We start from the raw sequence: 5,191 nt of genomic DNA on the forward strand, positions 1-5,191 counted from the left end.
GAGTGTACCCGTTTGCGAGAAATTCACGGTCTAGCGAAAATCTCTTTCCCGAAAGGCAAAAACTCCTCTTCTCCTGAAACCCGGGAGCTGTAACCGTGAGTTGCCGCCCCAATTTCTTTACTACACATCGAAAACCTCCTTTCGTCCGAAGGAGGTTTTCTTCACAATCCCCTGTTTCAGCTGAATAGTTGGCGACTTTCGCTTGCGCGACGGTCGCCATTATTTTATACTTGTGGTAACGGTAATTTATTCATACTACAGCCATGCACATCGCCATCAACCACAAGAGCGGAATCCCGTACGCCTCCCTGATGAACTCAGTCCGGGAGGGCAGTCGGGTTCGCAAAGTGACGGTGGCCTATCTCGGCCGCGTTCTTGATGAGAAGCTCGGGATCTACCAGTCCCGCGAGCGCGGCGTGTTTTCCTACGACTTGGCGACGAACACCTACGGCGCCGCTCCCGAGAGCTTTGTTCCCAACGTCCGGCGCAAGAACGGCCGGGAAGAGCTTTTGGTCGATTACGGTGACGTCTACCTATTCGAGAGCCTGATCAAGAACTACGGGCTGCAGCCGGTATTGGAGGCGGTTCCGTACGGTAACCCGGACTCCTTCCGCGCCCTCCTGCTCTACTACATGCTTCACCGCGAAAGCAATGCGCACGCCGAGTGCTGGTGGTCGGGAAGCTATGCTCGGATCCTGTATCCCAACGCCAATCTCAGCAGTCAGCGCATCAGCGACATGCTGGAAGCGATCGGCCGGGAGGACAACATGCGCGCCTTCTTCAACGCCTACCTCGAATGGATCGGGGCCGACGTGCGGGAGGGCTCGAACATCCTGATCGACAGCACCGGTCTGCCGAACGGGATTCGCTTCCCGCTTACGGCCGTCAGCAATCACAACGGCGAAATTTCCGAGGAGGTCCGCCTCATCTACGTGTCGCAGCAGGGAACGCGTCTGCCGATCTACATGCGCTACGTGCCGGGCAATGTCGTCGACACGACGACGCTGACGACAACGATCAAAGAGCTCAAAGCCATGGGGGTGAACACCAAGTTCGCCATCCTCGACGCGGGCTACGTGACCAAAGAGGGAATGGCGAGTCTCTCTGAGGAGAAGATCTCGTTTCTCACCCGTTGTCCGACAAACCGCCGGATCTACAAGCAGTTGATCGAAAAAGAGCTGCCTGATCTCGACCAAACGGGGAGCCTTGCCCTGGACGAGGAGGGCCGTCTCTTCAACGGCCGCGAGGTCTACGTCAAGTGCGTCGAGGTTGACTACAACGGCATGAAGCTCTACGCGTACATCGGCCGGGACAAGGCCATGCAGGAGGAGGAACGCAAGAAGTTTGTGAGACGCCACGTCGGCGAGCGCATCAACGAGGCTGATTTTCGAAGCGGCCTGAGCGAGCACGGCGTATTCATGCTGTTGGCGACCCGTCGGATTCAGGCCACTCAAATCTTGTCGCACTACTACGTCCGCCAGGACGTAGAGCAAGTATTTGATATTGCTAAAAACTATGCCTCTCTGCTTCCGCTCAACGTGGAAAAGGAAGAAACCTTCCGGGGGCACCTGCTGATGACTTTCATCGCTACGGCCATCCTCCAGAAGCTTCAGAATGACCTTCGCCCGTCACAGTTCTCGATCGACCGCGTTCTCATGCGTATGCGGACGCAGAAGGCGAAGGTTTTCGAGAATGTCGTGATTCCCGCTGAGCCCGTAAGGGAGCACAATGAGATCTACAAGCTCCTCGAGGTCAAACCCGTGAAGGAGCATGCCCGAAAAGACGCCGCCCGGATGTAGTAACGAAATCCGGGCGGGAACTCAGGGTTACGGTTTTCCCGGTACCCAAGCGCACCGACGCCCCGGGACCGCTGTCGGTCTCGGGGCGTCGGATGTCGGTGCGCGTTTTGCCGCCCTTCGGGGCGGTTCCGGACGGGTCGAAAGGCTCACCAGCACGCCGGCCCACCCTCACCCGTCCGTCAGCTCAGCCGATCACTTCGGCTGGATCTTGAACTGATGGCAGTCGTTGCACATCAGACGGGGCTCACCGTGCCCGCTGTGGCACTCGACGCAGTTGACGTCGCCCAGATGCGAGCGGTGGGGATTGGGCTCCATCTTCGCGGTCTGCTGCGCCAGCTGCTCATAGCTGTGGCAGGCCTTGCAGGCGTCCTTCTTCACGACCGCGCCCGGCATCGGAGCGGTCTTGTGGCAGCTCGCGCACTCGAGCCCCTTGGCGGCGTGGCGGTCGGCCAGGGCCGGCGTGGCGGAGGCGGCGCTCACCATCGCGAGCGTGAGCGCGGCCGCAGCGAGAATGTTCTTGATCATCTTCGTATGTCTCCAGGTCTCGAATGGGTTACTTCGCGCGCTTCGCACGGGCGGCGAGTTCGTTGCCGACGATGCGGCCGAACACGGTCGCGGCGCCCAACTGCGCGCCGCCGGCGTAGTTGTGGAAGAAGATGCCGCCCGCGGCGTTCCCGGCCGCGTAGAGGCCCGGGATCGAACGGCCGTCCATCGACTGGATTTCGCCCTTGACGTTGATGAGGGGGCCGCCGAAGGTGGCCGTCATACCGCCCTGGAAGGGAACCGCGTAGAACGGAGCCTTCGCGACCGGGTGCGGCTTCTTGTACGTGCAGGGCGGGTTCATTTCGGCGAGCTTCCCGGCCTTCAAGGCGTCGTTGTATTCCTTGACGATCTTCGTGACCTTCTCGACGGGGAGACCCACCTGCTTGCAGAGTTCTTCGATGGTGTTCGCCTTCCCGTAGGGGGAATTCAAGCGGTCGAACTTCGGGATCACCTTGTCGAGAACGGAGCATTCGCTGTCGACGATCACCCAGGCCTGGTTGTCGAGCGTCTTCTGGGCGCACGTGCGGGCCTTGATGACGTAGGTGTTGTTTTCGTCCATGAAGCGTTCGCCCGAGGTCGAGACCTGAACGCCGTAGCCCGAATTCAGGACGTCCGCGGGGTTGACGTGGGTCGAACCGATGATCGGGCCGTTGTGCATCTGGTCCATGTTGACGCACTTCGCGTAGAGCGGGAGCGTGAGCGAAATGTTTTCGCCCGTCGTCGACTTGGAGCCGCGAAGCACCATGCGGGTCGCCCAACCGCCGATGTAGCGGCAGACCATTTCGGGGTTCGCCGAGAAGCCGCCCGTCGCGATGCAGACGCCGCCCTTGGCGGCGAAGTCGAAGACGCCTTCAGGCGTCGCGGCGCGCACGCCCGTCACGGCGAAGTGTTCGTCGCGAAGGAGTTCGATCGCCTTGTGTTCGTACCGGATCTCGATGCCGCGCTTCGCGCAGGCGGCGAGCAGCTTCTGGACGAGCTGGGCGCCGCCCGTGATGCCTTCGCCTTCGACGCGGCAGGTGCGGCCCAAACGCGGATAGGGCATCGGACGGATCTTCCCGAACTTGACGCCGATTTCGCTCTCGAGCCAATCGATCCCGGCCGGGATGTTGTCCGTGTAGCAGCGGTTCAGAGCCTTGTCGCCCATCTGCTTCGAGACGTCCATCATCATCGCATAGAAGGCGTCGGCCGTGTCTTCGATCCCCTGCTCCTTCTGGTGGCGGGTGCCCCAGCCGCAGACGGAACCAAGCGCGAAGATGGCGTTCCCGTCCGGGCGGTCCTTCTTTTCGAAGACCGCGACCTTCGCGCCCGCGTCGTGGGCGGTGATGGCGGCGATGAGGCCGGCGGGACCGGCCCCGAGAACGATCGCGTCGTACGTGGCGGCGGCGCCCGCGGGGGCGGCCTTGGCGGCGGCCGTGTGCGCGAAGCCCATGCCGGCGGCGCCCGCGGCGCCGATCAGCGAAGTCTTGAAGAGACCGCGGCGGCTGAGATCCTTCATCTTTTTCTCTCCTAATCCGTGAAAACGGAGTCGTGCGCTTTGGAAAGCCCCAAAAGCGGAAGGGAGCGGTCCCGAGCGCAGTTCGTGTTGTTCTTCGTCGCGCGGCGTCTTCTCAAGAACGCCCGTTCCTTCCGCCCGGCCGGTCCGGCTCCGGCGGCACCCGTCGGGTCCCGTGGGTCTCGGAGCCTCCCGTTCGTCAACCGTGCGGAAGAACGCTTTTGCGACGCTGGGGAGTGTCGCCCGAGGGGACCACTACGTAGTGCCGGGTGCGGTCAACTCCGGCAGGGAATGAAGGGCGAAGTTTCCGGGGGAGAACCCGGAGGGCTCCGCGCCCTGAAGCCCCCTTCGAGCCCCTCTTTCTTCCCTCCTCCTTTCCACCTTCACCCCTCTTCCGGCACCCTCCAACCCTCCCGAAACGCACCCCGAAACGCAGCCCGAAACGCAGCCCGTAACGCCGCCTGAAGCCCGCCCCGAAGCGCCCCTCCGAACAACACCCTGACACATCCGCCGACGCCATTCCGGGAAACGATCCGCCCCATTCAGCCTCTTCCCCTGCCGGAGAAGGCTCCGAAACCCCTCCGCACCCGCAAACGCCGTTACCCATCGAAACACCATCTTTCCTAGCCGCTCTAATCGGAACGACGATTCCGCCCCGTCCCGAATCCCTTTCGGAAATCAATGGAAGAAACCCTTAGTCGAAACTCCCTCGTGCTTGGGATCCTCCGCCCCGCAAAGCTTTCGGGCCGAATCCCGAAAAACCCCCGTGGCCCTCGGGAAACGGGGCCCCGCAGGGCTTCCTCCTTCGGTCGAAAATGAAATCAACGGGGCGCCCGTAGTGGGCCTTCGGAAGCCGCCGAATGGGCGGCCTCCGTTCCCCGAAGGACCGGTCTCGACCAAGGCCGGTCGGGCCCCGCCCGGGCTCGCTTGGAGCGTCGGGCACGCCCTCGGGCGCCTTTTTTGAAGAGAAAAGAGGAGGATCATCCATGACCAATCAGATTTCCCGCCGTTCGCTCATCGGTGGTTCCATCGCCGCGGGCGCCGCGCTGATGGCTTCCCCCGTGATGGCGACGAAGGTTCCGCAGAAGTGGGACGAAACCGTCGACGTGCTCGTCGTCGGTTCGGGCTTCGCGGGCCTTGCGGCCGCCATTGAAGCGAAGAAGGCGGGCTGCAACGTCGTCGTGCTCGAGAAGATGCCCGCCGCGGGCGGCAACTCGATCATCAACGGCGGCATCCTGACGGCCACCGGCTGCCCGCAACAGAAGATGCACAAGATCGAAGACTCGGTCGACCTGCTCGAAAAGGACATCCTGGTCGCGGGCCTCTACCCTGAACTTCCCGGCGTTCCATCCACTCA

Annotated in this window: 4 protein-coding genes; 2 read left to right on the forward strand and 2 right to left on the reverse strand. The window is 62.3% G+C overall.

Annotation, left to right across the window (positions count from 1 at the left end):
* The first annotated feature begins 263 nt into the window (after window positions 1–263).
* Complete coding sequence (locus tag HMPREF9440_RS02825; RefSeq protein WP_008541311.1) at window positions 264–1,799, forward strand: transposase; 1,536 nt, start codon at window positions 264–266, stop codon at window positions 1,797–1,799.
* Window positions 1,800–1,991: 192 nt separating this feature from the next.
* Here the strand turns inward: HMPREF9440_RS02825 and HMPREF9440_RS02830 are convergent, their stop codons facing one another.
* Window positions 1,992–2,324 (reverse strand): cytochrome c3 family protein, encoded by a 333-nt coding sequence (locus HMPREF9440_RS02830; RefSeq protein WP_008541313.1) that lies wholly within the window; start codon window positions 2,322–2,324, stop codon window positions 1,992–1,994.
* 28 nt (window positions 2,325–2,352) lie between these two features.
* The gene (locus HMPREF9440_RS02835) at window positions 2,353–3,837 is read right to left on the reverse strand and encodes an FAD-dependent oxidoreductase (RefSeq protein ID WP_008541314.1); all 1,485 of its coding nucleotides are present in this window, start codon (window positions 3,835–3,837) and stop codon (window positions 2,353–2,355) included.
* A 983-nt stretch (window positions 3,838–4,820) separates the two neighbouring features.
* Here HMPREF9440_RS02835 and HMPREF9440_RS02840 point away from each other — a divergent pair.
* The coding region (locus HMPREF9440_RS02840; protein WP_008541319.1) for an FAD-dependent oxidoreductase at window positions 4,821–5,191 on the forward strand (371 nt) is incomplete at its 3' end.

The organism is Sutterella parvirubra YIT 11816, from assembly GCF_000250875.1.
In the GTDB taxonomy this organism is placed as follows: domain Bacteria; phylum Pseudomonadota; class Gammaproteobacteria; order Burkholderiales; family Burkholderiaceae_F; genus Sutterella; species Sutterella parvirubra.